The following is a 26,302-nucleotide window of genomic DNA, read 5'->3' on the forward strand; positions in this document are numbered from 1 at the left end:
TGCCAATAGATCAATGACTATATCAAAGCAGTGCTTTTAATCGGTAAAGCTCTTCAAGTGCTTGGCGAGGGGTTAGATCATTGGGATCAATATTCGCCATCGCTTCTTCCAGTTCACTTGGTTCTGGGATTAAGCTCAGCTGGTTAGCTACATCAGGTACGCTGGTGCTTTCATTCGGTGCATACTGGCTCATTTTTTCTAACTGATTTAGCTTTGATCGTGCGTTTTTAATAACGTTTTTAGGTACTCCCGCCAACCCTGCAACGGCCAAACCATACGACTTACTTGCAGCTCCTTCTTGTACTGCATGCATGAACACGATGTTATCTCCATGCTCAACCGCATCCAAGTGGACGTTCGCAAGAGCTGGGATCTGATTGGGCAGTTCTGTTAGCTCAAAGTAGTGGGTTGCAAACAGAGTTAACGATCCTATTTTACTGGCCAGCCATTCGGCGCTGGCCCAAGCTAGAGATAGACCATCATAGGTACTGGTTCCCCGTCCAATTTCATCCATAAGGACTAAACTGTTTTCCGTCGCATTATGCAGAATGTTGGCGGTCTCCGTCATTTCTACCATAAAAGTTGAGCGACCAGACGCTAGATCGTCTGAGGCTCCAATTCGAGTAAAGATACGATCAATTGGACCAATTTGAGCGGATTCCGCAGGTACATAACTACCGATATGAGTGAGCAGAGCAATCAGCGCCGTTTGTCGCATATAGGTAGATTTACCACCCATATTTGGACCAGTAACGATCAACATCTTTCTTGAAGGGTTTAGATCAATTGGGTTAGCAATGAAGGGTTCATCCATGACTTGCTCAACAACAGGATGACGGCCAGCTAAAATCTTAATGCCAGCATTCGATGTCAAACCTGGGCGACAATAATCTAAGGTGTCTGCGCGCTCGGCCAAATTTTGCAGTACATCTAACTGCGAAAGTGCCGACGCTAAGTTTTGCAGCTTTTCTAAGTTTGGCAGCAGGAGATCAAACAACTCTTCCCAGAGTTGTTTTTCAACGGCAAGTGCTTTTGACTTTGAATTTAGGACTTTGTCTTCGTGCTCTTTTAGCTCAGGGATAATATAGCGCTCGGCATTTTTTAAAGTTTGTCGTCTAACATAATGTGGTGGAACTAGGTGACTTTGTCCGCGACTAACCTGAATAAAGAAGCCATGGACGTTGTTGTAACCAACCTTCAGTGTATCGATTCCATGACGATCTCGTTCATCTGCTTCTAGCTTTTCTAGATACTCAGTTGCTCCTTCAGCTAGCGCACGCCATTCATCAAGCTCTGCATTGTAACCAGGTGCGATCACACCGCCATCGCGAATGACAACTGGAGGGTTTTCTTTGATTGCTTTTTCTAGTAATTGGCATACATCGTCAATAGGTGCGCAATATTGGGCAAGCTTTACTAAGTAGTGGTTCGCGAATTCGCCCGATGTTGCTGCAAGTTCAGGGAGTTGCTGTAAAGCTTGTCTCAATCTAGCCATATCTCTTGGGCGAGCAGAGCGTAAAGCTAAGCGAGCAATGATACGCTCAATATCACCAATCTGTTTTAAGATGGGATTAAGCTCGGCAAAAATGCTGCTTTCTTTTAACTCGCCAATAGCATCTAAACGTTGGTTTAGAGTTTCTGTGCAGCGCATTGGTTGGTGTAGCCAGCGTTTAAGCATCCTGCTACCCATAGCTGTTGCAGTGTGATCTAAAACTTCGGCTAGTGTGTTATCACTACCGCCAGAAAGATTCTGAGTAATTTCTAAATTTCGACGCGTTGCTGCATCTAATATGACCGAGCTGTCTTGTTTATCATAAGTTAGAGAGCGTATATGTGGTAGGGCTGCGCGTTGAGTGTCTTTTACATACTGGATTAAACATCCAGCAGCGGATAAGCCTAGCTGTGCATCTTCAACGCCAAAGCCAACTAGATCTTTTGTGCCAAATTGAAGATTGAGCTGCTGCTTTGCCGTGTCCAGCTCAAATTCCCATACAGGCCGTCTTCTATTGCCTTGACGGTTCGCCATCAGTTGCACTGGCTCAAAGTCTTCAGGAAACAGCAATTCAGTTGGTGAGGTTCTTTGCAGCTCAGCCGCCATGGCTTCTTCTGTTTCAGGTTCACATAGTTGGAACCGTCCAGAAGTGATATCGAGTGTCGCATAGCCAAATTTGCCGCTGTTGTGATAGATAGCAGCAATGAGGTTATCAACGCGCTCTTTTAATAGCGCTTCATCGGTGACAGTACCCGGAGTGACGATACGGACAACTTTTCTTTCAACAGGTCCTTTACTGGTAGCGGGATCGCCGACTTGCTCACATATAGCAACAGATTCTCCCAGCTGTACAAGCTTAGCGAGGTAACCTTCAACTGCATGGTAAGGAACGCCTGCCATAGGAATAGGTTCACCTGCTGAAGCGCCGCGTTTGGTTAAGGATATATCCAACAATTGCGAGGCACGTTTGGCGTCTTCATAAAAAAGCTCATAGAAATCTCCCATGCGATAGAACAATAAAATATCAGGGTTCTCAGCTTTGAGCCTAAGATATTGTTGCATCATTGGAGTGTGTTTTTGATCAGCTTTCACAGGTTAATTCTTTTGTTTATTTCCATTGCGGCTTAGGATACGTGAATCCCTTGCCAGCGAAAAGACACAATAAGGCTTTTGTCTATGGAAACTCTAATGCAGCTCAGCGAGAATGTTGGCCAAACGTTATTGCGAAATAAGCGAGTACTTGTGACCGCAGAATCTTGCACTGGTGGTGGTATTGCTAGTGCAATTACGGATGTAGCAGGCAGCTCTGCCTGGTTTGATCGCGCCTTTATTACTTATAGCAATGAAGCGAAAATGGAAATGCTGGGAGTCGAATTAGATACCTTGCAAACTTATGGAGCTGTAAGCGAAGCAACGGTAAAAGAGATGGTAGCGGGGGCGCTGCAAAATGCTAATGCTACGACAGCTGTATCTGTCAGTGGTATTGCAGGGCCTGGTGGTGGAACTAAAGAGAAACCAGTTGGAACCATTTGTTTTGCTTGGGCTGACGCTTCAGGTTGGCTTCAAATTGAAACTCAGCGCTTCGCTGGAGATCGTACATCTGTGCGTGAACAGGTGGTACGCCACGTGTTAAAGGTGCTGCTAGAACATTATGCATCGAAGTAGAAAAAATTAATTCAGCGCCGACAACGAGTTAAATCACATCTTTGAACATCATCTAAAAAGTTTGTTTTGTACAGTGGACACTGTATGCATTTACAGTATAATTACAACTATTGAGGAGAGCTTCTAGGCGTATGAATCTTAGAAGCAATTCAGCTAAAAATTATACTCCCCCAATGAGTAAAGTGATCGGAGAAAGTAATGGACGAGAATAAACAGAAAGCGCTGGCTGCAGCTTTAGGCCAGATTGAAAAGCAGTTTGGTAAAGGCTCTATCATGCGTCTTGGTGATAACCGCACCATGGATGTTGAAACTATCTCTACTGGTTCGCTTTCTCTGGATATTGCCCTTGGTGCTGGTGGCCTTCCAATGGGGCGTATCGTTGAAATTTATGGTCCTGAGTCTTCAGGTAAAACAACCCTAACACTAGAGCTGATTGCAGCCGCGCAAAAAGTTGGCAAGACTTGTGCGTTCATCGATGCAGAGCATGCGCTTGATCCAATTTATGCCGCTAAGCTTGGTGTTGATATTGATGCATTGCTTGTATCTCAGCCAGATACAGGTGAGCAAGCACTAGAAATTTGTGATGCGTTAGCTCGTTCAGGCGCTATCGACGTGATGGTTGTTGACTCAGTAGCGGCACTAACACCTAAAGCTGAAATTGAAGGTGAAATGGGCGATAGCCACATGGGTCTTCAAGCGCGAATGCTTAGCCAAGCAATGCGTAAGCTAACGGGTAACCTGAAGCAGTCTAACTGTATGTGTATCTTCATCAACCAAATTCGTATGAAGATTGGTGTGATGTTTGGTAACCCAGAAACCACAACCGGTGGTAACGCACTTAAATTTTACGCGTCAGTTCGTCTTGATATTCGTCGTACAGGTTCAATTAAAGAAGGCGACGAAGTTGTGGGTAACGAAACTCGTATTAAAGTCGTTAAAAACAAAATCGCTGCACCATTTAAGCAAGCTGATACGCAGATTCTTTATGGTCAAGGGTTTAACCGCGAAGGTGAGCTAGTTGACCTTGGTGTGAAAAATAAGCTGGTTGAAAAAGCAGGTGCTTGGTATAGCTACAATGGTGACAAGATTGGTCAGGGTAAAGCTAACGCTTGTAAATATCTAAGAGAAAACCCTGAAGCTGCAAAAACGATCGATGGCAAATTGCGTGAAATGCTGCTCGCGCCTGTCCAAATCGAGAAAGACGAAAAAGGTGAGCCGGTCGCTCCACAAGAAGAACTGTAATTTATTCTACATGGATTACTTATTTAAAGCCCTGCATTGCAGGGCTTTATCATATTACACAAGCGAACTTTCAAAGGAATCCGATGAGCTTTGTGCAAAGAACACCTTCTATTTCATCAATTGAATCGGCTATGCAGCTATTGAGCCGTCGGGATCATGGCCGATATGAACTGTCCCAAAAGTTGCTTTTAAAGGGTTATGACGAATGTTCGATAGAGCAGGCGATAGAGTTCTGTGGTGAGCACAATTACTTGGACGACTTGAGGTATGCTAGAAGCCAAATCAGACAAGCTGTATATAAAGGTCATGGAGAAAGGCGAATCAAGCAAGAGCTCATGCATAAGCGAGTTGATGAGAGTACGATAGAGCAGGCCTTAGAAGAAGAGCCTCAAGATTGGTTTGAGCTCGCGAAGAAAACGGCAGCTAAAAAGTTTAAAGGGCAAAAAGCGCGAGATGCGAAAGAATACGCCAAACAAGTTAGATTCTTACAGTACAAAGGGTTTTCCTTTGATCAGATAAGCTACGCATTAGAAGAACAGGCTGATTAACGCGACCTTCTTCAATTACTTCCGTCCATTACTCCCCCTAAAGCTCGACTAAAAATTTTGTAATTCGAACAAAAATTAACCTCAAAAGGGCAACGCGCTCTAGTCGAAGCCTTAACCATGGTCTACAATACGGCAAATTTTGCATTGATTAAATAAATTTCAGGAAGAGCTGCATGTACATGAGCACCGATGAGGTTCGTAACGCGTTCCTTAAGTTCTTTGAAAGCAAAGGGCACCAAATTGTAGATAGTTCATCACTAGTACCAGCTAATGATCCCACTCTGCTATTTACTAACGCAGGGATGAACCAATTCAAAGACTGCTTTTTAGGGTTGGAAAAACGTGCGTACACACGCGCGACGACAGCTCAACGTTGTGTACGTGCTGGCGGCAAACATAATGACTTGGAAAACGTAGGCTTTACTGCCCGTCACCACACATTCTTTGAAATGTTAGGTAACTTCAGCTTTGGTGATTACTTCAAAGAAGATGCGATCGCTTTTGCATGGGAATTTCTAACAGAAGTTCTTAAGCTGCCAAAAGAGCGCTTGCTTGTCACTATCTATGAAACTGATGATGAAGCATTTGAAATCTGGAATAAGAAAGTTGGTGTTCCAGCAGAAAGCATTATTCGTATTGGTGATAAAAAAGGCGGTAAACCTTACGAATCAGATAACTTCTGGCAAATGGGTGATACTGGACCTTGTGGCCCATGCACAGAGATCTTCTACGATCATGGCGATCATATTTGGGGTGGTAAGCCAGGTACTCCAGAAGAAGATGGCGATCGTTTCATTGAAATCTGGAACAACGTTTTCATGCAGTTTAACCGCCACGCTGATGGAACGATGGAGCCACTACCTAAACCATCGGTTGATACAGGTATGGGTATCGAGCGAATCTCTGCCATTATGCAAGGCGTTCACTCCAACTATGAAATCGACGTATTTCAAGCGTTAATCAAAGCTGCTGCAGAAGTTATTGGATATGAAGATCTGTCTAACCAATCGCTTCGTGTTATTGCAGACCATATCCGTTCTTGCTCTTTCCTTATCGTAGACGGCGTTATGCCTTCTAATGAAGGGCGTGGTTATGTATTGCGTCGCATCATTCGTCGCGCGGTTCGCCATGGTAACAAACTTGGCGCACAAGGAGCTTTCTTCCACAAGCTTGTTGGCGTGTTGGCTGAAGTAATGGGCAGTGCAGGCCTAGAGCTTAAAAAGCAGCAAGCAGTTGTTGAAAAAGTACTACGTATTGAAGAAGAAAACTTCGGTAAGACGCTTGAGCGTGGTATGGCTATTTTAAGCGATGCTCTTGATAACCTTGAAGGCAAGGTTTTAGACGGTGAGACAGTCTTTAAACTTTATGACACTTACGGGTTCCCTGCAGATTTAACCAACGATGTTGCTCGTGAGCGTGACTTCACGATTGATGAAGAAGGCTTCGAAAAAGCAATGGAAGCTCAGCGTCAACGTGCTCGTGAAGCTGGGCAGTTCGGTACTGACTACAATGCAGCTATTAAAGTGGATACAGCATCTGAATTTAGCGGCTACAACAGCACTGAATCTGAAAGCAAAGTCACAGATATTTTCGTTGATGGCCAAGCAGTGGAGTCACTATCTGCTGGCGAAAAAGCAATTCTAGTTCTTGACTCCACGCCGTTTTACGCTGAGTCGGGCGGTCAATGTGGTGATGCAGGTGTTATTGTTACTCAAGCAGGCCAATTCAAAGTTGAAGATACTCAGAAGCTGGGTAACGCCATCGCTCACCATGGTGAAATGCTAGAAGGTGTATTGGCAAAAGGTGATGCTGTGAATGCGAAAGTAGATGCTGAGCGTCGTCAGTCTATTTCACTTAACCACTCTGCTACTCACTTGCTGCACGCTGCACTGCGTAAAGTGCTTGGTGATCATGTTACTCAGAAAGGCTCTTTGGTTAAGGCTGAAAGCCTACGTTTTGACTTCTCTCACCTAGAAGGTATGACTGCCGCTGAGATAAAAGAAGTAGAACGTTTAGTTAACACCCATGTTCGTCAAAACCACGATATCGAAACCAATGTTATGGATATCGATGCAGCGAAAGAAAAAGGTGCAATGGCACTATTTGGCGAAAAATACGATGACGAAGTTCGCGTATTGTCGATGGGCGATTTCTCAACTGAACTTTGTGGTGGTATTCACGCAAACAACACTGGTGATATTGGTTTATTCAAAATTACTTCTGAAGGTGGTATTGCAGCAGGTATCCGCCGTATTGAAGCTGTCACGGGTGAAGCAGCACTAGATGCGCTTGATGCCCAGCAAGAAAAATACGAAGACAAACTATCTGAAGCGGCACAAAAAGCAAAAGCACTTGAGAAAGAAATTGCTCAACTGAAAGATAAGCTGGCTTCTCAAGCAAGCTCGAACCTAAGTAGCCAAGCAAAAGAAATTGCGGGTGTTAAGGTATTGGTTGCCCAGCTTGATGGTGCAGACAATAAAGCTCTTCGCGGCATGGTTGATGAGCTAAAGAACCAGCTTGGTAGCGGGATTATCATGCTAGGTAATGTGGCTGGCGATAAAGTTGGCCTAATTGCTGGTGTGACTAAAGATCTAACTGGAAAAGTGAAAGCCGGTGAGCTAGTTAATATGGTTGCCCAGCAAGTGGGTGGTAAAGGTGGCGGCCGTCCAGATATGGCTCAAGCGGGTGGTAGCGATGCAGCAGCATTGCCAGCAGCGCTTGCAAGCGTTGATAGCTGGATTGAAGAGCGCTTATAAACAAACTTGCCCTTAACAACTAAGTTAAGGGCATGATATCTATGGAAACCAAGTTCTGTCATTGTTTAGGGTTATTCGAACAATACAGTGACTTGGTTTTGTTATTTTATGACTACTTTGATTTGGTGAACCTAGTTTCAGTGTGTTCAAAGTAGTACCAATGAGACTCTGATCTCGGGAAGGTGAAGACTGGTGAAAAAGCCCCTAATCGTGCAAAAGTTTGGTGGAACGTCTGTTGGTTCTGTCGACAGAATTCATGCTGTTGCCAAACACATCATTAAAGCTAAGAATGATGGTAATCAAGTTGTCGTCGTCGTGTCTGCTATGTCAGGAGAGACTAATCGATTGATGAGTTTAGCTCAGCAAGTCGATAATGTTCCTCACGCGCGAGAACTTGATGTTTTGTTGTCTGCTGGTGAGCAAGTCTCTATGGCACTTCTTGCAATGACGCTAGGAAAGCTAGGCTATCCTGCGCGATCGTTGACGGGTGGACAAGCGAAAATTTTGACGAACAATCAGTTCAATGACGCAACGATTACTCATATTGATACCACGCCAATTAAGCGATTACTCGATCAAGAGTCGATAGTGATTGTCGCTGGCTTTCAAGGTATTAATACCGAAGGGGATATCACAACGCTAGGACGAGGTGGTTCTGATACGACAGCCGTGACATTAGCTGGCGCTTTGAGAGCAGATGAGTGCCAGATATTTACCGATGTTGATGGGATATACACTTGCGATCCTCGTGTGGTGCCGACAGCGAGAAAGCTAGACAGTATTGATTTCCCGACGATGGAAGAGATGGCAAGAAAAGGTGCCAAGGTTCTCCACTTGCCTTCAGTACAATATGCTTGGCAAAATGATGTGCCTCTGCGCGTACTGTCTACTTTTGATAACGGCCCAGGCAGTTTAGTGAAAGGTGAAGATTGCCCTAGACCAGTATGTGGGCTGGCGTTACAACGCTCATTGCTATCGGTCCAGTTTTCTAGCGATCAAATGGCGAGTGTTGTTCAGCAGTGCCAAATGCTCGGAATTCAGATATGGGGCACAACGACGGATCAACAATTTGGCAATATCATGATAAATCAGCAACAATTAGCTAAGCTCAATTTGTTGTTTGAAAATGAAATTAATCATGTAGAGCCAACTAGCTTACTCACCTTAGTGGGAGGAAGAGCTGGAGAATTAATCAGTTCGGCCAGCGAACTATTAGCACAGCATATGATTAAAATCGTGCATTTCGATGTCAATGAACGTTCATTAATGTTATTTTTGTCAGCAGAATCTATCGACAAAGCAGCTAACTTGCTTCATGATTCGTACATTGCGACCAACGAAATGCTCGAAATTCACCAAAAACGTGCATAAATGGGGTGCTTGCACCCTAAAAGAGTGTTTACGAAATTGTCACTTTTGGTGGATAATGGTGTCGTAGCAAGTAAAGCAGAGATTACTCAAGGAGCAAAGAATGCTAATTTTGACTCGCCGTGTAGGCGAAACACTTATGATCGGTGATGAAGTAACAGTAACTGTGCTTGGAGTAAAAGGTAACCAAGTACGTATTGGTGTTAACGCTCCAAAAGAAGTTTCTGTTCACCGTGAAGAAATTTACATGCGAATCCAAGCCGAAAAAGGGAATGGTAACGTTGCGTCAGGCAACTACTAAGACCGAAAGAGGCTAGCGAATTCGCTAGCTTTTTTTTGCCTAACTTTTCACCCAATTTCATACCTAAGTGCGATTTCTCACCGCATTGATTAAATAGCCAACAATTAACTGAAATTTTATTGTTTTTTGCCAAGAAAGTATTTGACTTATTTTTGGTAAATCGTAATATGTGCCTCCGCAAGACGGTGAGGTGGCCGAGAGGCTGAAGGCGCTCCCCTGCTAAGGGAGTATACGGTTTGTAGCCGTATCGAGGGTTCGAATCCCTCCCTCACCGCCATTCTTGCAGCACTTAGTTTTTAAGTGAAACGCGTCCTTAGCTCAGCTGGATAGAGTACCTGGCTACGAACCAGGCGGTCGGAGGTTCGAATCCTCCAGGACGCGCCATAATTTGAAACACGGTGAGGTGGCCGAGAGGCTGAAGGCGCTCCCCTGCTAAGGGAGTATACGGTTTGTAGCCGTATCGAGGGTTCGAATCCCTCCCTCACCGCCATTTATTGACCATAGGTCAATTTTTTTGTTTCAAATAAAATGTGTTGTGATATAGTTCACAGCCTTGCGCGCTCGTAGCTCAGCTGGATAGAGTACCTGGCTACGAACCAGGCGGTCGAAGGTTCGAATCCTTCCGAGCGCGCCATTATTTTAAAATTTCGATATTATATCGAAACCGTGCGTCCTTAGCTCAGCTGGATAGAGTACCTGGCTACGAACCAGGCGGTCGGAGGTTCGAATCCTCCAGGACGCGCCACTTATTTACAACTTGGTTTATTTTAACTTAGTTTCTGCGCGCTCGTAGCTCAGCTGGATAGAGTACCTGGCTACGAACCAGGCGGTCGAAGGTTCGAATCCTTCCGAGCGCGCCATTATTTTAAAATTTCGATATTATGTCGAAACCGTGCGTCCTTAGCTCAGCTGGATAGAGTACCTGGCTACGAACCAGGCGGTCGGAGGTTCGAATCCTCCAGGACGCGCCACTTATTTACAACTTGGTTTATTTTAACTTAGTTTCTGCGCGCTCGTAGCTCAGCTGGATAGAGTACCTGGCTACGAACCAGGCGGTCGAAGGTTCGAATCCTTCCGAGCGCGCCATCATTTTAAAACCTCGCTTCGGCGGGGTTTTTTCGTTTTAGCTCTGCCTAATTTCAAAACCAATTCTGTGATCTAAACAGTATTCGCTTCTACTACTAAGTGTTAATTCCCATAATCTAAGTCGTTAAATTGACAAAAAAACATCATTCGGGATAACTTCTTAAGAACAATGTTTAACCAGTTTCAAGATGCTTGTTTTTAGTTGTCTGAGATAAGGAATGATAATGACGGATATTGGAAGTCTGTTAGAAAACGCTGCGACACTCATGATCACGGGGATGGCTGCAGTTTTTCTATTTCTCACAATTTTGGTGTTTCTTGTTTCAGTTATGGCAAGAGTGGTGCCTAAGGAAGAGCCATTACCGACTCCGAGAACGACCTCTAGTAATACCAATACCTCTCAGGCGACTAGCCCACAGATAATATCGGCAATTAGCAGCGCTGTTCATCAATATCGTAAACGGAATACAAAATAGATTTTAATGGATTAAAGGATCGTCCAATTATGACAAAGCCACTTTCGATCACGGATGTTGTGTTGCGTGATGCGCACCAGTCACTATTTGCTACTCGAATGCGTATCGAGGATATGCTTCCTATCGCAGCGAAGCTCGATGACGTTGGATATTGGTCTTTAGAAACATGGGGGGGCGCGACTTTCGATGCTTGTATCCGTTATTTGGGAGAAGATCCTTGGCAGCGTTTACGGGAATTAAAAAAGGCGATGCCGAAAACGCCTATGCAGATGCTATTGAGGGGGCAAAACTTACTTGGATATCGACACTATGCCGATGATGTAGTTACCAAGTTTGTAGAAAGAGCCCACCACAATGGCATGGATGTTTTCCGTATCTTTGATGCGATGAACGATATTCGTAACTTTCAAACCGCAGTGAAAGCAACAATAGATGTTGGAGCCCATGCACAAGGCACCTTGTCCTATACCACTAGTCCAGCACACAACGCTAAGACTTGGGTCGATTTAGCTAAAAGACTGGAAGATATTGGTTGCCACTCTCTATGTATCAAGGATATGTCAGGCCTATTAAAACCCTATGAGGCGGAAGAGTTAATCACAGAAATCAAAGCATCATGTGATATTCCATTGGCTCTGCATTGTCATGCAACAACAGGACTTTCTCTTGCGACAGCAGTTAAGGCTGCAGAAGCTGGGGTCGATATGCTCGATACGGCGATATCTTCGATGAGCTGTACTTATGGCCATACTCCAACTGAAACTGTCGTCGCCATGTTGGAAGGTACAGCAAGAGATACAAACCTAAAGCTTGAGAAACTGGAACCTATAGCTGCTTACTTTAGGGAAGTGAGAAAGAAATATGCGAAATGGGAAGGGCAGTTAAAAGGTGTGGACTCGCGAATCTTGGTTGCGCAAGTTCCGGGCGGAATGCTGACGAATATGGAGTCTCAGCTTAAAGAGCAAGGCGCAGAAGATCGTCTTGATGAGGTGTTAGCGGAGATCCCTAAAGTGCGAGAAGATCTCGGTTATTTGCCGCTTGTTACTCCGACTTCTCAAATTGTTGGATCGCAGGCAGTCATCAATGTGCTAACTGGCGAGCGCTATAAAACCATTACTAAAGAAACTGCTGGAGTACTCAAGGGCGAATACGGGGCAGCACCTGCTAAGTTGAACACAGAGTTACAAGCAAAAGTATTGGATGGTCAAGACCCGATCACCTGTCGCCCTGCTGATCTTATTGAAGATGAGCTTTCATCTTTGACTAGTGATCTGCAAAATCTAGCTAAGAAAGACTGTATTCGGTTGGCTGATGACGAAGTTGATGATGTGCTGACTTATGCACTGTTTCCTCAAATTGGGCTTAACTTTCTTAAAAACCGAAACAATCCAGATGCGTTTGAGCCGACTCCATCTGCTGATGTTCCTTCTCAAACAGCGCAGCCGGTCCCGCCCTCTTCCAAGTCGATTGAAACCTACAGTGTTAAAGTTGACGGTCAAGTTTATGAAGTCGAAGTCGGTCCGCAAGGACAGTTAGAATCGGTGACTCCTCAACAGGCTTCAAGTGTGGCTCAAGCTCCCGTTGTTAATTCCGCTGCAGAGCCTGTTGTTGCCCCTTTGGCTGGTAATATCTTCAAAGTAAATGTTGCAGTGGGAGAGCAAGTAAGTGAAGGGGACGTTCTAATTGTTCTTGAAGCGATGAAAATGGAAACAGAAGTTCGCGCTGTTGCAGGTGGAACAGTGCTAAGTATCGCAGTGAAAGAGGGCGATTCAGTTACGGTTGGTGTTCCTCTTCTGACGATAGCTTAAATAGGGAGACACTCATGGATGCGTTGATGACCCTATGGCTAGAGACAGGGATCGCCAATTTTGAATTTAGTCAGATCTGTATGATGCTCGTGGGAGCAGGACTGATTTTTCTGGCGATACGAAAAGGCTTTGAACCACTGCTGCTTTTGCCGATTGGTTTCGGCTGTATTTTAGCGAATATTCCGAATGCTGGATTTACGGAGCCCGGAGGGTTGTTGTATTACGTCTATGAAGTTGGCATTGCATCTGGTGTGTTCCCACTGCTTATCTTTATGGGTGTTGGAGCAATGACGGATTTTGGGGCGCTTATTGCTAATCCTAAAACACTTTGGCTCGGGGCGGCCGCGCAGTTTGGTATATTTGCGACATTGTTTGGTGCCATTCTGTTGAATTTCATTCCGGGTATGGAGTTTTCAATGGCAGATGCTTCTTCAATAGCCATTATTGGGGGTGCTGATGGTCCAACGGCTATTTTCTTGGCAAGCAAGCTTTCCCCTGAACTGTTGGGTGCCATCGCGGTCGCTGCATACAGTTACATGGCGTTGGTCCCTATTATCCAACCGCCAATCATGAAAGCTTTAACCACTTCGTCTGAAAGAAAGATCCAAATGGCTCAGCTGAGGCATGTGAGTAAGCTAGAGAAGATCATTTTTCCGATTGTTGTATTGCTAATGACAATTTTATTTTTGCCATCTGCAACACCGTTGGTAGGTATGTTTTGCTTAGGGAATTTGATGCGAGAAGCGGGGGTTGTGGAGCGTTTATCTAAGACTGCGCAAAATGAGCTGATCAATATTGTCACCATCTTTCTCGGTTTAGGTGTTGGCTCCAAGCTTCAGGCAGACAAGTTTCTCAATCTGGAAACGTTAGGGATTTTAGCGCTGGGAGCAGTGGCATTTAGTATTGGTACTGCGGCTGGTGTATTGATGGCTAAGGTGTTGAATTGGCTTTCGAAAGAAGACATCAATCCGTTGATTGGTGCTGCGGGCGTGTCTGCGGTGCCAATGGCTGCGAGGGTTGTGAACAAGGTCGGCCTTGACGCCAATCCCCAAAACTTTTTGCTTATGCATGCAATGGGACCTAATGTCGCAGGAGTATTAGGGTCGGCTGTAGCTGCAGGAATTTTGCTTGCTTTGGTTGGCTAACTCACACCTACAAAACGTTTATCGAGTATTTTATAGGCGATTAGTTAACTTATTTGCAAGAAATGTTATATATTCAAAGGGATGCTTTAGCATCCCTTCTTTTTTAGTTAATAGGGAACAGATGCAATGGAAAACAAACAAATTGCTATTACTCAATTTGGCGGACCAGAAGTACTGTCGATTCAAACTTCACCGGTCCCAAAACCTCAACCGGGAGAAGTATTAGTTAAAGTATCTTTTGCAGGTGTGAACCCTATTGATGTTAAAACGCGAGCTGGTTTGGGATGGGCTGCTGAGAGAAACAAAGATAAATTGCCATGGGTTCCCGGGTACGATGTATCGGGCGAAGTGGTTGAAGTATCAGAAGGCACACGTAAGTTTAAGGCTGGTGATAATGTCGTTGGCTTTATCGGGTTCCCTCTAACAGGCGGAGGCTACAGCCAATATATTTCAGTACCGGAAAGCGAACTCAGTTTAATACCTGAAGCTGTAACCCTTGAAGCTGCAGCAGTGTTGCCACTCGCTGGACAAACCGCCGTACAGGCATTAGATACAGCGCAAGTCGTTGAAGGTGATAGGGTCTTGATCCTCGCAGGAGCTGGCGGTGTTGGCCACTTAGCTGTTCAAGTTGCTGTTGCAGCAAAAGCAGAAGTTTATACGACCTGTAGTGAAAGTAACCTTGATTACATGGCAACCTTAGGTGCTCATGCTATTAACTATCAATTTGCGCCTGTTTCCGAGCGTTTAGAAGAAGTGGATGTGTTGATCGATCTTGTCGGTGGAGATGCGGCATTAGATGCGATGAAATGCCTACGAGACAATGCAAGGATTGTTACTGTGCCGACCATTAGCGCTGAAATGATTTGCGAAAAAGCGAAAATGTTAGGTTTTCAAGCTTCTGGAATGATGGTCGAACCCGATCCAGAGCAGCTAGATACCATGCTGTATATGGTCAGTGTTGGTTTACTTAAAACTGAAATCCAAAAAGTGTATCCTATGAGCGATGTGGCAGAGGCTCACAAACAAATAGAAACAGGGCACACTAGAGGCAAGGTACTACTTGATATGAAATGTTAGAGGCGTTTAACGCAGCCTTCCATACTTTCGCACTATGGTTCTCAGATTCAGCATTATGGGTTCTATTCATAATAGGTTTTCTAAGTGCAACACTCTTACCCGGAGGCTCAGAAGCAACATTGCTTGCGACACTGAGCCTTCATCAATATCACCCTTCAATTGTTGTTCTTGTTGCTTCGGTTGGTAACACACTTGGCGGCTTAACCAATTATTGGTTAGGTTTGTGGATACCAAATCGAACTGACAAAGAAAAACATGGTCATAAAGCTTTGTTGTGGTTAAATAAGTACGGCTACTGGACGTTACTGTTCAGTTGGTTGCCCGTAATAGGCGATCCGCTTTGTTTAGCTGCTGGCTGGTTAAGGATGAAACTGATTCCAAGCACCATCATGATCTTCGTCGGTAAGGCGTTAAGATATAGCCTGCTGGCTGCTATTTTTTATGGAATTTTTAAGGGATGAAAAATGAAAAAAATTTGGTTAGGTGTTTTGATGTCACTTGTGCTCTCCGGGTGCTCAAGTAACGGTAGTTCTTCCCTTCCATTTTTTTCCTCTTTGCCTTATGGCGTAAAGCTTGTTGAGGAAGTCGATGTGCAGCCGGGTAAGGTGATGATACCTTACTCGAAGTATGTGTTAGACAATGGCTTAACTGTTATTCTCTCTCCAGATCACTCCGATCCTCTCGTTCATGTCGATGTCACTTACCATGTCGGCTCAGCTCGTGAAGAAGCTGGAAAATCTGGCTTTGCTCATTTCTTTGAACACATGATGTTCCAAGGCTCGGAGCATGTTGGCGATCAGCAACATTTCAAAATTGTCACTGAAGCTGGTGGCACCCTCAACGGCACAACCAATCGTGACCGGACCAATTACTTTGAAACTGTACCTGCAAACCAATTGGAGAAAGCACTTTGGCTAGAATCTGATCGAATGGGCTTTTTGCTTGGTGCGGTGTCTCAGCATAAATTTGAAATCCAGCGTGATACTGTTAAAAATGAGCGGGCGCAAAATTATGATAATCGACCGTATGGACTGATGTGGGAGAGAATGGGGGAAGCGCTATATCCTGAAGGGCACCCATATTCTTGGCAAACGATCGGTTATGTCGAAGATCTCGACCGTGTTGATGTTAATGATTTGAAAGCCTTTTTCCTTCGTTGGTATGGGCCAAACAACGCGGTGCTTACCATTGGTGGGGACATTAATGTACATCAAACCCTTGAATGGGTTAATAAATACTTTGGCTCTATTCCGAAAGGGCCTGAAGTAAAAAATGCAGAGAAGCAACCGACGAAGTTACCGGAAGATAGATTTATCACTCTTCAAGACTCTATTAAGCAACCTATGCTAGTGATGGGGTGGCCGACTGAATACCGCGGTGCAAAATCTCAAGCCTCGTTAGATGCGCTAGCTAAAGTATTGGGTAGTGGGCCAAATAGCGTTTTATACCAAAAATTAGTCAAGACCCAGAAGGCGGTTGATGCTGGCGCGTATCAAGATTGTGGAGAGCTCGCATGTACCTTCTACATCTATGCGATGGCTCCTTCGGGCGATAAGGGTAACTTAGCGCCGCTTTACCACGACGTTCAAAACGCGTTAAAAGAATTTCAGGATAGTGGGGTTCAACAATCTAGGTTGGATCAAATCAATGGTAGAGCTGAAGCGAGTGCAGTTTTTCATTTGCAGAGCGTAAGAGGAAAAACGACGCAGTTAGCCTATAACCAAACTTTCTATGATCAACCAGATAGAACGCAAACTCGATTAGACGAGATAAAGGCCGTGACTCCGAAGTCTGTCATGCAATCATATGAGGACTTCATTAACAACCACTATAAAGTTGTCCTTAGCGTCGTTCCGAAAAATGAACCGGAAAAAGCGGTCAAGGCAGCAACCTTTGTCACTCCTAAGCGCACTTTGCCAAAGTACAGCAAAATAAAAGACAGTGATCTGAATTATCGTACAGTTCAAGACGATTTTGATCGTTCAAAGATGCCACCTGTCGCTGGGAGTGTTCAATCACATATGCCAGAGCTTTATCAGCTGCACTTCAAAAATGGCGCTGAGCTACTTGGCACAAAAGCAACAGAAACCCCCACAGTACAAATAGAAATTAAGCTTCCCGCGGGAGAGCGTCAGGTCGATGCTAGCAAAGAAGGTGTGGCTGGTTTAACTGCAGCACTGATTCAAGAAGGGACGACTAAACATACAATGGAGCAGCTGCAAGCAAAACTCGACAAGCTAGGCAGTTATGTGGACTTTGATGCGCGCACTTACTCAACTGCCATCTCTATTTCTAGCTTAACCAAGAACTTGCCAGAGACGTTAAGCATTGTCGAAGAGATGCTGTTTCATCCGGCATTTAACCAGAAAGATTTCGACCGAGTGAAAAAGCAGTTTCTGGAAGGCATCGTATACCAGCATCAAAAGCCGAGTTGGTTAGCATCTCAAGCGACAAGACAGGTACTGTTTGGTGACTCAGTTTTTGCTCGTTCAAGTGATGGCACCATCAAATCTATCAGTTCACTTACGCTGGCAGATGTGAAAGCATTCTATCAACAGCATTACACGCCACATGGTGCTCAGGTGATTGTTGTTGGTGACATTAGTAAAAGTAAGATAAAGAAAGATCTAGCTTTTTTCGAGCAATGGCAAGGCGACGTGCCTCCTTTGATTCAGCCTCAAGTGGTGAAACCGCTGCATGGCCAAAAAATCTATCTGGTCAACAAGCCCAATTCGCCACAAAGTATCGTGCGTTTTGTGCGCCAAGGGCTACCTTTTGATGCCACTGGCGAAGTCTTCTTGACTCAGCTTGCAAATTTCAACCTAGCTGGCAACTTTAACAGCCGCATTAATCAAAATTTGCGGGAAGATAAAGGTTTTACGTATGGTGCTAGTGGTTACTTGGCATCCAATCGTGAAACAGGTGCGATTGTCTTTACCGCTCAAGTGAGAGCGGACGCTACGGTTCCTTCTATTGTGGAAATCGACAAAGAGATGAAGCGTTTTAGCCAAGAAGGTTTAACTCGTGAAGAAGTGAACTTTATGCGTCAAGCCGTTGGTCAACAAGATGCTCTGACCTACGAAACGCCTTCGGACAAAGCTAATCTCTTGAGCAATATCTTGACGTTCAGCTTGGATGAGGACTACCTGCAACAACGCAACGAGATTGTTGATGCGGTATCAAAATCTACGTTGGATAAAGTCGCAAAAAAATGGTTTAACCCCAATGACTATCAGATTATTGTGGTTGGTGACGCGAAATCATTGGCGCCGCAGTTAGAAAAATTGTCTATTCCGATGGAACAGCTTGAAATCATCCATTAGAGTACACATTAAGTATCTAAAGGTGCAATGCAGATATGTAATACCTTTCATTGACGTATAACTTACGTCAATGTTTTTCGGTGTAAAGCCAATGGCAGAATTCTACAAAAACGTTGATCAAAAGATTTGTAGTTGTTGAGTTATATACATAAATCAGTAGCCTTGGTGTTGTCTGCTTGTCTAACTGCGAGCAAGCCCTAGCGGTAAAGCGAAAGGGCATAGAATATAAGTGAATTCATTTTGACTGATTTTTCTTCTCGACTTCAGATGGCTGCGAGCCATGGTGAAGTATTTAAACAGCTAGGTCGTGGTATTGAGCGTGAAACGTTGAGATACCATGAGCAAGGAAAGCTTGCGTCTACGCCACATGCAAAAGGTTTAGGCTCTCCACTAACCAATAAATGGATAACGACCGACTACTCTGAATCGCTGCTCGAATTTATCACGCCTGTTTCTCATGATATTCCAACGATAATTTCTCAGCTCAACGACATTCACCATTTTTCTCAGAGCAAAATGGGTCAAGAGAAGTTGTGGCCGCTTTCTATGCCGTGTTTTGTTGAGAGTGACGACTCGATTCAGCTCGCTCAATATGGCACATCTAACTCTGGTCAGATGAAAACCTTATATCGTAAAGGTCTAAAGCATCGCTATGGCAGCTTGATGCAGATTATCTCTGGCGTTCACTTTAACTTTTCGTTTCCTGAAGCACTTTGGGATAACCTATTTGGCGAGCAATCAGAGCAAGAAAGACAACAAAGTAAATCGGACGCCTATTTTGGCTTGATTCGAAACTACTATCGATTTGGCTGGTTGATCCCATATTTCTTCGGCGCTTCACCGGCACTTTGCTCTTCTTTTGTTGCAGGTCGAGAGTCTTCGCTGCCGTTTGAAAAGATAGGTGAAACTCTTTATTTGCCTAAAGCGACATCATTACGTTTAAGCGACCTTGGCTACACCAATGATGCGCAAAGCTCCTTGAAAATTGGCTTCAATAGCATTGAGCAGTACTTAGAGGGGCTAAATAAAGCGATAAGAACACCTTCGGAAGAGTTTGCCAAGATTGGCGTAAAAGTGGATGGCGATTATCGTCAGCTAAACAGCAATGTTCTGCAAATTGAAAACGAATTGTATGCACCTATTCGACCAAAGCGAGTCGCGGAAAGAGGTGAGAAGCCTTCGGAAGCGCTAGAGCGTGGTGGAGTGGAATATATCGAAGTTCGTTCTTTGGATGTTAACCCGTTCAGCCCGATAGGAATTTCTGAGCAACAAATTCGCTTTTTAGACCTATTTTTAACTTGGAGTTTACTCACTAAGTCCGATTCTATGGATAACTGTGAGTTAGAGTGTTGGCGAGAGAATTGGAATAAAGTCATTCTCGAAGGCCGTACTCCGGGACTTGAGTTACAAATTGGCTGCCAAGGCGAGAGGTTGAGTTTGCAGAAGTGGGCTCACCGAGTATTTGATGAATTAGAGCAAATCGCCGCAGTGATGGATGCACAGCAAGGTGGAGAAGAGTACGCCAAAACGTGCTTTGCCCTTCGCCAGTGTATTGATAATCCCGAGCAGACAATATCAGGCCAGCTTCTAGAACTGACTAAAGAATTAGGTGGTCTAGGTAAGGTTGGCTGCCAACTAGGGGAAGAATACTATTCTCAACGTATGTCTCATCAATATCAGGCGTACTCCGAGAAGCTTATGGAAGAGGAAGCGACGAGGTCGATAGAAGCTCAACGTGAGATCGAACAAAGCGATCAAATGACATTTGACGAGTTTTTAGAGGACTATTTCTCTTACTTAAAATAAAGGACCACGATGTAGATGATGACCAAGTGGTTTCGCCGCGCAGCTTTGTTGGGCTGCGCGGCCTTGGTTGCAGGCTGTGCTACACCTACTCCAACTGATCAAGGCAATATTTGCGCTATTTTCGAACAAGAGCCCGGCTGGTATGAAGATGCCGTACAAATGCAAAAAGAGTGGGGAACTCCCATCAATGTTGCAATGGCGATTATCGAAGAAGAAAGCCATTTCCACTATGACGCGCAACCTCCTGAACAATATTTCTTAGGCCTTATTCCTACTGGTAGAGCCAGCTCCGCCTACGGCTATTCACAGGCGCAAGATCCTGTTTGGGATGAGTACGTCCGAGCAACAGGAGATTCAGGCTCTCGAACTGACTTCAGAGATTCCATTATGTTTGTTGGCTGGTATACCCATGAAACACGTAGGATTTTGGGTATCTCCCTTTGGGACCCCTACCGACAATATCTTGCGTATCATGAAGGTCGATCGGGTTATGAGCATAAAACTTACTTGCATCAACCTTGGCTAATGAGAGTCGCAAGAAAGGTGGAAAGAAATGCTAAGACTTACGACTGGCAATTAAGGCGCTGTCGAAAACGCCTCGAAGAAGAGGAGCACAGCTGGTTCTTCTAGAACAATGTAGATTAGGTAAAAGGCTTGGGGAAACTCAAGCCTTCTTTATTTTAGAGGTTGTGTAAGCCATCTAAATAACTTTACATTTCTATAATGTTATTAATTTATTTCTACTATGTGCTTTATTTGTATTAATAAATAATATTGTCATTACTGGCTGTTTTATATCCAGAAATATATTTTTGTTAACCCATCCTTAATCCCTCAATCGCTATAGTTTCTACAAATTAATATTGTAGTGGCGCGGTGTTTAATAAATCACCACGAATGGTAATTATGGCAATTAATAAGAAGCTTCCTAAGTCAAGGTTGATGATTCAATACGACACCAGAGTGGAAGGTGAAAAAAAGAAAAAAGAACTCCCTTATAGAATGATGGTACTTGGTGATTTTTCTGCAGGAAAATCAAAAGATGCACAAGTTCCGTTTGAAGAAAGAGAAGTTCGAACGTTAAAGCATGGTATCAACTCTTCATTAAAAGATATGGGGATCTCTCTCAACGTATCTGTTCCAAATAGTATTAACCCATCTAAATCACCGATGTTGAATTTAAACTTTGAATTAAATTCAATGAAGGATTTTAAACCTGAAAATTTGGCGAAAAAAATCCCCGAAATTAATGCACTTCTTCAGCTAAAAGAAATGCTGTCTGGTTTTGAAAAGGACATCGATAACAATCGAACCTTGAAAAAAACCATCGACAATATCTTCTCTGATCAAGCTCAGCTACAAGCTCTGAAAGAAAGTATCCCGCAATTAGACAACTACTCTTTGATGAAAAAAGTCGAGGGTGTCATCGATGGTGAGATCAGCACTGATAGCGCGAAGGATAACGCAGAGCCGAGCGATAACTCGGAAGAGTCTAAAGCATAAAACGCGAGCATCCCAACTCTCGCGACAGTTAATTTCCTCAGGTTAAATACGATGACAGAAACTATCACAGTAGATGAGACAAGTTCTCTTTACAGCATTATTCAGTTATTTGGCGGAACTCAGCAAGAGCAAAAAAACAGCCTTGCGAAAGTGAATATTGATATTACTGACGACTTTACGTCTGTAGATGAAATCTATGAAGACTATTACTCACGTAATATCGCAGCACTGGCTATGGTGCTCGCAAATAACGACGACATCATTAATTACAACAAGTCTTACGTGCAACGCGCTATTGAACGCATTAATGAAGTGGTTGAAGAGCAAGTAAATAGCATTCTTAAGCACCCAGAATTTCGCTATTTAGAAAACCAGTGGCTAAAACTTGAAGAGCTGGTGAAAGATGAATACGACAATATCGAAGTCACGCTATTAGACGTTAAAAAAGAAGAGCTGCAATACGACTTTGAACGTAACATGTACGATATTTCCAGCAGCGAAATGTTTAAGAAAGTCTACGTTGCCGAATATGACCAATATGGTGGTGAACCATATGGCCTATTAACAGGCTTATACGACTTCGAAAACACCATGGATGACATCACTTGGCTGACAGGGATGGGCATGATTGCCGAATCGACTCACGCGCCATTTGTTGCTTCAATCAACCCTCGTTTTTTCGGTGTAAACAACATTGATGAAGTGAAGCAAATCAAGAGCTTTGAAACGCTTCTGGAGCACCCAAGATATCGTGACTGGAATGCGTTCCGTAAGACTGATCACGCTGCTTACGTGGCGTTAACAGTGAGTGACTTCATTCTAAGACAGCCATATCACCCAGTGAACAACCCAGTGCAAGATCGCAACATGAGCGGTTTTGTTGAGGAAGTCACTAACTACGAGTCTAACGAAGCCTACCAATGGGGCCCTGCTTCTCTGTTGATGACAAAAAACATCATGCGCTCGTTTGGTAAAACTGGTTGGTTCCAATATCTACGCGGGCCAGAAAGTGGCGGCTATGTTGAAGACTTGATTCGTCCTGTATTTAACGTGCGTGGTTTCGATGAGTATCGCTCGGCGCTCAATATATCATTCCCAGATTTCATGGAACTGTCTCTATCAAACATTGGCATCATTCCAGCGGTAGAAGAGAAGGGCACCAACAACTGCTGCTTCTTCAGTGCGAACTCAGTGAAAAAAGTCGAAGAGTTTGTTGATGGTTTTGACTCCATGAACTCTCAATTGGTGGCGAACCTTTCTTACACCCTATGTGTTTCGCGTATCTCTCATTACGTGAAAAGCGTTATTCGCGACAAGATTGGCGGCTTCTCAACCACGGAAAGCATTCGTGATTTACTCAACAACTGGATAAATCGCTACGTCACAACTATCACTCAGCCGACAGCGCTAGAAATGGCCAAATACCCATTTAGAGCTGCGGAAATCGAGGTGACTCAAATTCCAGGAAAAGCAGGTTGGTATAAGTGCAGCATTAGCGTTCTGCCGCATATTCAATTTGAAGGTATGGATACCACATTAAAAGTCGATACTCGACTGGACCCAGGTCTGTTTGCTTCAGCAGAAGCTGAAGAAGCAGCGTAATTATCCAATAAGGCCATCGGCTTTATGTATTCAAATTTACAAATAAAAAGGTATTAAAAATGGCAAATATCAAACCATTAGTTCCACGTTCAGTAGTGGTTGACTGCGAACCGTTAAGTTTCACTACTGGCCATAAAACTGCATTTGGCCAACACAACGAACCACGTTTGTTCTGCGATTCTTGCACAATCTTTGGTGTGGAAATTCCTAAAGCACTGTTTTGTATCGATGGTGGTCAAGAGATCAGTGACGTTACCGACGCAACTGCAGCCTGTACACTGACTGAATTTAAGTTAGCTGGCCCACAAATGGCGGCAGGTTTGAGCTTTACTATACAGTGCCCAATCAGCCCAGCGCTGCGCACTGAATTAGAAACGGCTATCTCAGCAGTTCGTAAAGGCGATTCCAGCGACAATACCATTAAGTTTGGTACTTGGAATGAAAACCAAGAGTTTAAAAATGATGATGTTTGGGGCCCAGCCATGCAACCACCAGCCAGCATGGTATTAACACCAATTAGTAACTCTGATTTCGGCCTTATTCTTGGTGATGGCCACTTTATGGGCGGCTCAACCGTAAGTTGCGAACTGGCGCCAGTTATGGGTGATGGCTTCCAAATCGACCGTAAGAGCTTCGATGCTGCAGCGCTAGATGTAGTTCACGCGCTGAGTACTGAGAAAGGTCAATATGCGCTATTAAGTATTGATGAGTCTGCTGGCAGTTAATTGACTAGTGATTAAACCATTAGGTTATTGATACAAATAAATTGGAGTAACATTGTTATGCCCAGAGAAGAAAAACGCAGATGCTACTATGAAGTTAGAGTAGATATTGTTGAAAGGGTTTTGTTTGGCCGTAACCGTTCGCGCTATATATTGTCTGAAGACCGACTAGATAGGTACTTGAGAGAGATAGATACTCACAAAAGGAGGCTCAGCACAGGTAAGACTTCAACTAGAAAAGCTGTTAACTTAGCATGTGACGCTGCAATAATGATGCGATCATACGCAGGTCAACCTCTACATTTTAAGTCTAGGCTAGATCTAACTATACTAATGAATAGGGTGATTGCTGGCGAATTTTATTCTCACAATGATAAATTTGCAGGAGCTAGATTTCTCGGAAGTGGTGCGGTAGAAATAGCAGGGCTCAATGAAGAACAGGTGCGTGATTTAAAAGAACTGTTTGCTGGTGAAGGGAAAGAAAGAAAAAGTACCCATGATGCTGCAGATAAGAATCTAAAAGATGAACTCTTACGGATGCAGAGAGAAGCGCATGACCTATTAGGTCGAGATATAGAAGCGCTATACCATTCTAACAGTATTATGCAACACGGTGATAATAAGGAATCTTCTGGGCGAGCACTAGCATTCACTATTCCACCAACTTTAGTCAATCCTGAAAATGGTTTACCGTTTACTCACATGATGCTTTTTAAGGTTGAAAAAAAAGACCCTTTTAACCCTGAACTTTACACAGTGATGTTAAAGCCTGAGCAGCATGGTTGGGGAGGCTGGGGGCCTGTAAAAGGAATGCCGGCATCTGATAGGATACATCATAGTATAGGGGCTATAGGCTGCCTAAAGGATAAGACTGCGAATCCATCCTACTACTCTGAAAAGGAAAAAAACCCTCGACGTCACTATAAGATCAATGCACTCTCAATTTAAGAGATGTATGATAAAATACTTTAGCCCTTTTGTAGCACATAATAGGTACTTAGCTAAGGCCTGACGTGCTCTTGCTATCGAACATCAATAAGTCAGTGATATAAATATAGCGCTGGCTTATTGCTATTATTATTTAATAATAATTATTTTAGGCGTGTATTAGCGATGATATTCTCTTAACCAGTCAAGTTCATTTAATTTGATAATTTATAAGATCTTGAAGTCTAATTCTGAAGCACTAGTTATAATTAAAATGACATTAATAAGGTCACACTTTCGGTTGGTGTTGAAACAAGATCCTTCAGCTACAGACAGGTGATCGAGTAAGCTATAATGAGTGAATCATTAATTAATTTAGCCTATTAGGTCAGATTCTTATACAAAGTTCGATCCCGCCCTACAGTGCACGCAGTAGTAACTCATTCCTATTTTTATTTTAAAATTTTCCTAATCGAGAACAATAAATTTCATCCATCTTTAAGGTGGGGAATATTCTGGTCGGCTGTAGTTGATGGATTAATACACTATTTGACTATAGATAGTGATACATGATTGGATGATTTTATTTATGTCAATATTATTATATTTCACATAATTTGGTTATTGTGCAATTAAATAATTATTCCCGATTTTAAAAAAAATATTCCATCATTTTTTTATAATCTTAATATATATTTTTACCACTTAGCGATGACCGTCTACTGTAATTAGATGTCATCGATTCTTGAATTTAGTATTAATTAATAAGTAGGTAATTATGGCTAATATGAAACCACTCGTTCCTCGTTCTGTTGTTGTAAATTGCGAACCATTAGCGCTTTCAACGGATGAAGGCTCTGCCTTTGGTCAACACAATCGCCCACGCTTGTTTTGTGACTCTTGTAGTATTTTTGGAATTGACTTACCTAAAGCGCTATATGCGGTTGAGGGCGGGGAAGATGCTATTAATGTTACAGAGCCTACAGCAGCTTGCGTATTGGTAGATTTTGAGTTGTCTAGTCCTGGTCAAGCCGCGGGTCTCAGTTTTACTATTTTAGGCGCTATTAGCCCAACTTTAAGAACTGATTTAGAGACAGCGATAGCTTCAGTTAAAAAAGGGGAAGCAAGTGACCAAACGATCAAGTTTGGCAAGTGGAATGAAAAACAGGAGTTTAAAAATGACGATGCATGGGCCCCTGCGATGTTGCCTGCGGAAGGGATGGTGTTAAAACCTATAGATACCTCTAGTTTTGATTTGGAGGTAGGCGAAGGACATTTTATGGGAGGGAACACTGCGATGTGTGAATTAGCCCCAATTTCTGGAGATAACTTTATTATTGACTTTGAAAGTTATAAAGAAAATTCAATAAGTGTTGTTCATGGTGAGAGTCCTGCAAAAGGGTTGTATCCACTCCTTAGTATTGATGCGGCTGCGGCTGGCTAAAGTTATTGGAC

The 26,302-nt window shown here is 43.6% G+C and carries 20 protein-coding genes and 8 tRNA genes; 27 read left to right on the forward strand and 1 reads right to left on the reverse strand.

Annotated elements, in window-relative coordinates:
• Nucleotides 1–22: 22 nt before the first annotated feature.
• Entirely contained in the window at nt 23–2,584 is a 2,562-nt protein-coding gene (gene mutS, locus L7A31_RS07330) for a DNA mismatch repair protein MutS (RefSeq protein ID WP_237360869.1), read from the reverse strand.
• A gap of 84 nt (nt 2,585–2,668) precedes the next feature.
• On the opposite strand from mutS, the gene pncC reads away from it, so the two are divergent.
• From pncC to iglC (L7A31_RS07465), 27 genes are all read left to right on the forward strand, one after another.
• Nucleotides 2,669–3,157, forward strand: a complete 489-nt coding sequence (pncC, locus tag L7A31_RS07335) for a nicotinamide-nucleotide amidase (protein ID WP_237360870.1) — start codon at nt 2,669–2,671, stop codon at nt 3,155–3,157.
• A 198-nt stretch (nt 3,158–3,355) separates the two neighbouring features.
• Nucleotides 3,356–4,399, forward strand: a complete 1,044-nt coding sequence (gene recA / locus L7A31_RS07340) for a recombinase RecA (RefSeq protein WP_237360871.1) — start codon at nt 3,356–3,358, stop codon at nt 4,397–4,399.
• An 83-nt stretch (nt 4,400–4,482) separates the two neighbouring features.
• Complete coding sequence (gene recX, locus L7A31_RS07345; protein WP_237360872.1) at nt 4,483–4,947, forward strand: recombination regulator RecX; 465 nt, start codon at nt 4,483–4,485, stop codon at nt 4,945–4,947.
• 173 nt (nt 4,948–5,120) lie between these two features.
• Nucleotides 5,121–7,703, forward strand: a complete 2,583-nt coding sequence (alaS, locus tag L7A31_RS07350) for an alanine--tRNA ligase (RefSeq protein ID WP_237360873.1) — start codon at nt 5,121–5,123, stop codon at nt 7,701–7,703.
• Between the two features lie 192 nt (nt 7,704–7,895).
• Entirely contained in the window at nt 7,896–9,074 is a 1,179-nt protein-coding gene (locus tag L7A31_RS07355) for an aspartate kinase (RefSeq protein ID WP_237360874.1), read from the forward strand.
• A gap of 100 nt (nt 9,075–9,174) precedes the next feature.
• Complete coding sequence (csrA, locus tag L7A31_RS07360; RefSeq protein WP_004415691.1) at nt 9,175–9,372, forward strand: carbon storage regulator CsrA; 198 nt, start codon at nt 9,175–9,177, stop codon at nt 9,370–9,372.
• A gap of 184 nt (nt 9,373–9,556) precedes the next feature.
• A tRNA-Ser gene (locus L7A31_RS07365) sits at nt 9,557–9,649 on the forward strand.
• A 30-nt stretch (nt 9,650–9,679) separates the two neighbouring features.
• Nucleotides 9,680–9,756, forward strand: a tRNA-Arg gene (locus L7A31_RS07370).
• A gap of 13 nt (nt 9,757–9,769) precedes the next feature.
• Nucleotides 9,770–9,862 (forward strand) — tRNA-Ser (locus L7A31_RS07375).
• Between the two features lie 67 nt (nt 9,863–9,929).
• Nucleotides 9,930–10,006, forward strand: a tRNA-Arg gene (locus L7A31_RS07380).
• 34 nt (nt 10,007–10,040) lie between these two features.
• A tRNA-Arg gene (locus tag L7A31_RS07385) sits at nt 10,041–10,117 on the forward strand.
• Between the two features lie 38 nt (nt 10,118–10,155).
• Nucleotides 10,156–10,232, forward strand: a tRNA-Arg gene (locus tag L7A31_RS07390).
• Nucleotides 10,233–10,266: 34 nt separating this feature from the next.
• Nucleotides 10,267–10,343, forward strand: a tRNA-Arg gene (locus L7A31_RS07395).
• A gap of 38 nt (nt 10,344–10,381) precedes the next feature.
• Nucleotides 10,382–10,458, forward strand: a tRNA-Arg gene (locus L7A31_RS07400).
• Nucleotides 10,459–10,682: 224 nt separating this feature from the next.
• Nucleotides 10,683–10,934: an oxaloacetate decarboxylase subunit gamma gene (locus L7A31_RS07405; protein WP_237360875.1), complete on the forward strand. Its 252-nt coding sequence runs from the start codon at nt 10,683–10,685 to the stop codon at nt 10,932–10,934.
• A 29-nt stretch (nt 10,935–10,963) separates the two neighbouring features.
• Nucleotides 10,964–12,742 (forward strand): sodium-extruding oxaloacetate decarboxylase subunit alpha, encoded by a 1,779-nt coding sequence (oadA, locus tag L7A31_RS07410; RefSeq protein ID WP_237360876.1) that lies wholly within the window; start codon nt 10,964–10,966, stop codon nt 12,740–12,742.
• Nucleotides 12,743–12,756: 14 nt separating this feature from the next.
• Complete coding sequence (locus L7A31_RS07415) at nt 12,757–13,887, forward strand: sodium ion-translocating decarboxylase subunit beta (RefSeq protein WP_237360877.1); 1,131 nt, start codon at nt 12,757–12,759, stop codon at nt 13,885–13,887.
• Nucleotides 13,888–14,013: 126 nt separating this feature from the next.
• Entirely contained in the window at nt 14,014–14,964 is a 951-nt protein-coding gene (locus tag L7A31_RS07420; protein WP_237360878.1) for an NADP-dependent oxidoreductase, read from the forward strand.
• Complete coding sequence (locus tag L7A31_RS07425) at nt 14,958–15,425, forward strand: YqaA family protein (protein WP_237360879.1); 468 nt, start codon at nt 14,958–14,960, stop codon at nt 15,423–15,425. The genes L7A31_RS07420 and L7A31_RS07425 overlap by 7 nt, the downstream gene beginning before the upstream one ends.
• Before the next feature lie 3 nt (nt 15,426–15,428).
• The gene (locus L7A31_RS07430; RefSeq protein ID WP_237360880.1) at nt 15,429–18,287 is read left to right on the forward strand and encodes a M16 family metallopeptidase; all 2,859 of its coding nucleotides are present in this window, start codon (nt 15,429–15,431) and stop codon (nt 18,285–18,287) included.
• 240 nt (nt 18,288–18,527) lie between these two features.
• On the forward strand, nt 18,528–20,093 hold the full coding sequence (gene gshA, locus L7A31_RS07435; protein WP_237360881.1) for a glutamate--cysteine ligase: 1,566 nt from the start codon (nt 18,528–18,530) through the stop codon (nt 20,091–20,093).
• 15 nt (nt 20,094–20,108) lie between these two features.
• A complete protein-coding gene (locus L7A31_RS07440; protein WP_435532885.1) occupies nt 20,109–20,723 on the forward strand; it encodes a transglycosylase SLT domain-containing protein in 615 nt (204 codons plus the stop codon).
• Between the two features lie 276 nt (nt 20,724–20,999).
• Nucleotides 21,000–21,596: a type VI secretion system contractile sheath small subunit gene (tssB, locus tag L7A31_RS07445; RefSeq protein ID WP_237360883.1), complete on the forward strand. Its 597-nt coding sequence runs from the start codon at nt 21,000–21,002 to the stop codon at nt 21,594–21,596.
• Between the two features lie 51 nt (nt 21,597–21,647).
• Nucleotides 21,648–23,198, forward strand: coding sequence for a type VI secretion system contractile sheath large subunit (gene tssC, locus L7A31_RS07450; RefSeq protein ID WP_237360884.1), 1,551 nt, complete (start codon nt 21,648–21,650; stop codon nt 23,196–23,198).
• 59 nt (nt 23,199–23,257) lie between these two features.
• Nucleotides 23,258–23,923 (forward strand): type VI secretion system tube protein IglC, encoded by a 666-nt coding sequence (gene iglC, locus L7A31_RS07455; protein WP_237360885.1) that lies wholly within the window; start codon nt 23,258–23,260, stop codon nt 23,921–23,923.
• Nucleotides 23,924–23,980: 57 nt separating this feature from the next.
• Nucleotides 23,981–24,868 (forward strand): hypothetical protein, encoded by an 888-nt coding sequence (locus L7A31_RS07460; protein WP_237360886.1) that lies wholly within the window; start codon nt 23,981–23,983, stop codon nt 24,866–24,868.
• Between the two features lie 757 nt (nt 24,869–25,625).
• Nucleotides 25,626–26,291, forward strand: coding sequence for a type VI secretion system tube protein IglC (gene iglC, locus L7A31_RS07465; RefSeq protein ID WP_237360887.1), 666 nt, complete (start codon nt 25,626–25,628; stop codon nt 26,289–26,291).
• Nucleotides 26,292–26,302 lie beyond the last annotated feature (11 nt).

The sequence above is a fragment of the Vibrio marisflavi CECT 7928 genome (assembly GCF_921294215.1).
GTDB classification, from domain to species: domain Bacteria; phylum Pseudomonadota; class Gammaproteobacteria; order Enterobacterales; family Vibrionaceae; genus Vibrio; species Vibrio marisflavi.

Excerpts from the sequence above, each read along its gene's own strand:
- pncC (WP_237360870.1), top strand. The coding sequence starts at position 2,669 with ATGGAAACTCTAATGCAGCTCAGCGAGAATGTTGGCCAAACGTTATTG.
- recA (WP_237360871.1), top strand. The coding sequence starts at position 3,356 with ATGGACGAGAATAAACAGAAAGCGCTGGCTGCAGCTTTAGGCCAGATT.
- recX (WP_237360872.1), top strand. The coding sequence starts at position 4,483 with ATGAGCTTTGTGCAAAGAACACCTTCTATTTCATCAATTGAATCGGCT.
- alaS (WP_237360873.1), top strand. The coding sequence starts at position 5,121 with ATGTACATGAGCACCGATGAGGTTCGTAACGCGTTCCTTAAGTTCTTT.
- csrA (WP_004415691.1), top strand. The coding sequence starts at position 9,175 with ATGCTAATTTTGACTCGCCGTGTAGGCGAAACACTTATGATCGGTGAT.
- L7A31_RS07405 (WP_237360875.1), top strand. The coding sequence starts at position 10,683 with ATGACGGATATTGGAAGTCTGTTAGAAAACGCTGCGACACTCATGATC.
- oadA (WP_237360876.1), top strand. The coding sequence starts at position 10,964 with ATGACAAAGCCACTTTCGATCACGGATGTTGTGTTGCGTGATGCGCAC.
- L7A31_RS07415 (WP_237360877.1), top strand. The coding sequence starts at position 12,757 with ATGGATGCGTTGATGACCCTATGGCTAGAGACAGGGATCGCCAATTTT.
- L7A31_RS07420 (WP_237360878.1), top strand. The coding sequence starts at position 14,014 with ATGGAAAACAAACAAATTGCTATTACTCAATTTGGCGGACCAGAAGTA.
- L7A31_RS07425 (WP_237360879.1), top strand. The coding sequence starts at position 14,958 with ATGTTAGAGGCGTTTAACGCAGCCTTCCATACTTTCGCACTATGGTTC.
- L7A31_RS07430 (WP_237360880.1), top strand. The coding sequence starts at position 15,429 with ATGAAAAAAATTTGGTTAGGTGTTTTGATGTCACTTGTGCTCTCCGGG.
- L7A31_RS07440 (WP_435532885.1), top strand. The coding sequence starts at position 20,109 with ATGATGACCAAGTGGTTTCGCCGCGCAGCTTTGTTGGGCTGCGCGGCC.
- tssB (WP_237360883.1), top strand. The coding sequence starts at position 21,000 with ATGGCAATTAATAAGAAGCTTCCTAAGTCAAGGTTGATGATTCAATAC.
- tssC (WP_237360884.1), top strand. The coding sequence starts at position 21,648 with ATGACAGAAACTATCACAGTAGATGAGACAAGTTCTCTTTACAGCATT.
- iglC (WP_237360885.1), top strand. The coding sequence starts at position 23,258 with ATGGCAAATATCAAACCATTAGTTCCACGTTCAGTAGTGGTTGACTGC.
- L7A31_RS07460 (WP_237360886.1), top strand. The coding sequence starts at position 23,981 with ATGCCCAGAGAAGAAAAACGCAGATGCTACTATGAAGTTAGAGTAGAT.
- iglC (WP_237360887.1), top strand. The coding sequence starts at position 25,626 with ATGGCTAATATGAAACCACTCGTTCCTCGTTCTGTTGTTGTAAATTGC.